General features: G+C 72.0%; 4 protein-coding genes. All 4 read right to left on the bottom strand.

What is annotated here, in order from left to right; genetic code table 11:
• Positions 1-111: 111 nt before the first annotated feature.
• Entirely contained in the window at positions 112-1146 is a 1035-nt protein-coding gene (locus tag AC1MIR_RS23175) for an ABC transporter substrate-binding protein (protein ID WP_480030548.1), read from the bottom strand.
• A gap of 88 nt (positions 1147-1234) precedes the next feature.
• The gene (locus tag AC1MIR_RS23170; RefSeq protein WP_480030547.1) at positions 1235-2017 is read right to left on the bottom strand and encodes an inositol monophosphatase family protein; all 783 of its coding nucleotides are present in this window, start codon (positions 2015-2017) and stop codon (positions 1235-1237) included.
• Between the two features lie 31 nt (positions 2018-2048).
• Complete coding sequence (locus AC1MIR_RS23165) at positions 2049-2840, bottom strand: SDR family oxidoreductase (RefSeq protein WP_480030546.1); 792 nt, start codon at positions 2838-2840, stop codon at positions 2049-2051.
• Positions 2840-3720 (bottom strand): inositol 2-dehydrogenase (gene iolG / locus AC1MIR_RS23160; protein WP_480030545.1); only part of this gene is annotated, 881 nt, incomplete at its 5' end. The genes iolG and AC1MIR_RS23165, both read right to left, overlap by 1 nt.

The following is a 3720-nucleotide window of genomic DNA, read 5'->3' as shown; positions in this document are numbered from 1 at the left end:
TTTTTTCTTTCATTCATGTAGGTTCACCCCGCGGGGGCCGCTGCGCCGCGCCGCGCGGCCAAGCGTCAGGGCACCCAAGGCGAGGTCGCCGCGCGGCTCAGTCGGTGCGCGTCAGCGTGCGCCGGCACGCACCTCGCGCTGCCAGCGGTCGATCAGGCGCGTGCGCTCCTGCGCTTTGCCCCAGCGGGCGAAGTCGTAGTCGATCAGCGGCACGTTCTCGAAGCGCGGGGCCTGGGGCGGGATCGGGGCGCTGCGGTTGGACGGCAGCTGATAGGCCTTGGCCTCGGCACCGATCGCCTGCGCCTCGGCGCTCAGCGCCCAGTCGTAGAAGCGGCGGGCATTCTCGAGGTTGCGGGCGCCGCGGATGATGGACATGGAGCCGATCTCGTAGCCTGTGCCCTCGCAGGGCCCGACGAGCTCGAGCGGCGCGCCGCTGACCTTCTGCGCCACCGCGTCGTGCAGGAAGGTGATGCCGACCAGCGTCTCGCCGGTGGCGGCGGCGCGCGCGGGCGCGGCGCCGGAGCGGGTGTACTGGTTCACGTTGCGATGCAGGGCGCGGAGATAGGTGAAGGCCGGCTCCTCGCCCATCACCTGCACCAGCGTCGCCAGCATGGTGTAGGCGGTGCCGGAGGTGTTGGGATCGGCCACCTGCACCTCGCCGCGGAACTCGGGCTTCGCCAGGTCGGCCCAGCAGCGCGGCGCGGCGATGCGCCGGCGCTGCAGCTCGGGCGCGTTGTAGGAATAGCCGAGCGCGCCGGCATAGATGCCGACGGTGCGGAAGCCGGTCTGCTCCGCCTGGCGGACGGCCCAGGGCTGCAGCTGCGCCAGCATCGGGGAGCGGTACTCGACGGTCAGGTTCTCCTGCGCCGCCTGCATGTGCGGGTCGCCCGTGCCGCCCCACCAGACATCGCCGCGCGGATTCTGCGCCTCGGCGCGGATCTGCGTCAGCGTCTCGCCGGAGCTCTTGCGCGTCATGGCGACGCTGATGCCGGTGGCGCGCTCGAAGGCGGCCATCATCGGGCGGCACCATTCCTCCTGCACCGAGCAGTAGACGGTGAGGCTGCCCTGCGCGCTGGCCGTGCCGGCGGCGAGCAGGCCGAAGGCGCCGGCGATGGCGGCGCCGAACAGGCGGCGTGTGGCGGACATGGTTCTTCCTCCCTGATCGCGCGAGGCTCTGGCCAGCGCTACCGACTGCAACATAACGGTCATATTCTCTGCCGGCGCGCCGGGAAGCTCAAGCCTCCATCAGCGCCGCAAGGCGCGGGCCGAGGGCGGGCGCGGCGAAGCAGATCGGGTTGCCCGCGGCAAGCCAGTCGCCGCTGTCGAAGGCATTGGTCCAGCAGCCGGCCTCGCGCGCGATGGCCAGCGCGCCGCAGGCGTCCCAGGCATTGATGTGCAGCTCGACATAGCCGTCGAGCCGGCCGATCGCGGTCTCCACCAGGCCGAGCGTGCCCGAGCCGCCGCAGCGCGTGCCCGCGCCCTCGGCCATGACGCGGCCGAGCAGCGCGATGTAGCCGGTGATGGGGCGGCGCAGCGACCACCCCATCTCGATGATCGCGCGGCTGAAATCGGGCGTGTCGGCGGCGCGGATGGGCCTGCCGTTCCGCGTTGCGCCGCAGCCTCTCGCGCCGAGGATCAACTCTGCCGGCGCATGCCGCGCCACCGCGCCGAGCACGGCGCGGCCGTCGAGCGCCATGCCGATGGAGACGCACCAGCGATCGCCGTTGCGGGAGAAGTTGGAGGTGCCGTCGATCGGATCGAGGATCCAGAGCGGCCCGGCGGCGGGGATCTCGCCGCCTCCTTCCTCGCCCAGCACCGGCTCGCCGGGGAACAGCGCGTCGAGCCGGCTGCGGAGGAAGGCCTCGGTCGCGCCGTCGGCTTCGGTCAGGAAGTCCTGCGCGCCCTTCATCTTCGTCGCGGCCATGCCGGCTTCGCGCATGGCCTGCGCCAGCGCGGCGGCTTCACGCGCCAGCGGCCCGACGGCTTCGAGCCGGCGCGCGAGTTCGGCGGGCGTCATGCCGGCGCCAGGCGGAGGTACGGAGAGGGAATCACGTGTAGGCACCCATCACGTTCTGGTCGAAGTCGATCAGCGCGCCGGTCATCATCTCGGCGGCGTCCGACAGCAGGTAGGTGGCGAGGCCCGCGACGTCGCGCGGCTTCAGCAGGCGGCCGAAGGGCTGCGAGGGCTCGGCGCGGTCCAGCCAGTCCTTCGGGTTGCCGTCGCGCTGCTGGATCACATGCTCGCCCGGCGTATCGGCCCAGCCCATGTTGATGCCGTTCACGCGGATGCGCAGCGGCCGCAGGCCGAGCGCGGTATTCTTCGTCAGCGTCGCGAGCGCGCCCTTGGAAGCCGAATAGGCGGTGAGGAAGGGCTGGCCGCCATGGCTCGACATGGTGATCACGTTCACAACCGCGCCCGGCCTTCCGGCCTCCTTCAGGCGCCGCGCCATCGCCTGGGTGAGCAGGAAGGGCGCGCGCGCGTTCACGGCGAAGAGCCGGTCCCACAGTGCGGCGGAGGTGTCGAGGATCGTGCCGCGATCGGTCAGCCCGGCCGCGTTCACCAGCCCGTCCACCAGGCCGAGCGCGGCTTCGGCCTGCGCGACGATGCCCGAGGTCGCCTCCGCATCCGCGAGGTCGGCGGCGACGAAATGCGCGCGCGCCCCGAGTGCCTGCAGTTTTTGCACCACCGCCGCGCCCCGCGTCGCGTCGCGCCCGGTGATGCAGACGGCCGCCGCGCCGGCCTCGGCGGCAGCGAGCGCGCAGCCCTCGCCTATTCCGGATGTACCGCCGGTCACCAGGACCACTCGGTCATCCAGCCGCACCTTCGGCAGCATGGACATCAGTCCACCCTCACCGGGCGGCCGCTGCGCAGCGACTCGAAGGCGGCGTCGGCCAGAACCAGCGCCTGTCGGCCGTCCTCGGCGCCGACGGGCATCGGCGCGCCCTTCGCCAGCGCATCCAGGAAGGCCTGCAGCTCGATGCGATAGGCCTCTGCGTAGCGTTCCAGGAAGAAGTGCAGCGGCTTGTCGGAACTGACGGCGCTGCCGTCCGCGAGTTCCACCGTGGTGGGCGTGCGGTTGCCGGCGATGAGGCGGCCGCCGCTGCCGAACACCTCCACCCGCTGGTCGTAGCCATAGCTGGCGCGGCGGCTGTTGTTGATATGCGCCATGCGGCCGGAGGCGGTCTTCAGCAGCACCATCGCGCTGTCGATGTCGCCGGCCGCGCCGATGGCGGGATCCACGAGGTTGGCGCCGTGCGCGAAGACCTCGACCGGTTCCTCGCCCAGCATCCAGCGCGCCATGTCGAAATCGTGGATCGTCATGTCGCGGAACAGCCCGCCCGAGACCTTGATGTAGGCGACGGGCGGCGGGCCGGGATCGCGGCTGGTGATGATCACCTGCTCCACCGCGCCGATCGCGCCGGCGCCGATGCGGCGATGCAGCTCGGCGAAGGAGGGGTCGAAGCGGCGGTTGAAGCCGACCAGCATCGGCACGCCGGCGCGCTTCACCTCAGCCAGGCAGGCGTCCACGCGGGCCAGAGAGAGATCGATCGGCTTCTCGCAGAAGATCGCCTTGCCGGCGCGCGCCGCGGCGATGACGAGATCGGCGTGCGTGTCGGTGGAAGAGGCGATGATGACGGCGCCCACCTCCGGGTCCGCCAGCGCGGTCGCGGTGTCGGTGACGCCGGCGCCGTGCTTCGCGGCCAGCGCCTGCGCCGCGG

This window comes from Falsiroseomonas sp. RANM36, from assembly GCF_056682175.1.
The sequence above is the reverse complement of the archived record's forward strand: the minus strand, read 5'-3'. Positions and strand labels throughout refer to the sequence as shown.

Bases quoted from the DNA above. Each gene is read 5' to 3' on its own strand.
- AC1MIR_RS23165 (WP_480030546.1), bottom strand. From the start codon at position 2,840: ATGTCCATGCTGCCGAAGGTGCGGCTGGATGACCGAGTGGTCCTGGTG.
- AC1MIR_RS23175 (WP_480030548.1), bottom strand. From the start codon at position 1,146: ATGTCCGCCACACGCCGCCTGTTCGGCGCCGCCATCGCCGGCGCCTTC.
- AC1MIR_RS23170 (WP_480030547.1), bottom strand. From the start codon at position 2,017: ATGACGCCCGCCGAACTCGCGCGCCGGCTCGAAGCCGTCGGGCCGCTG.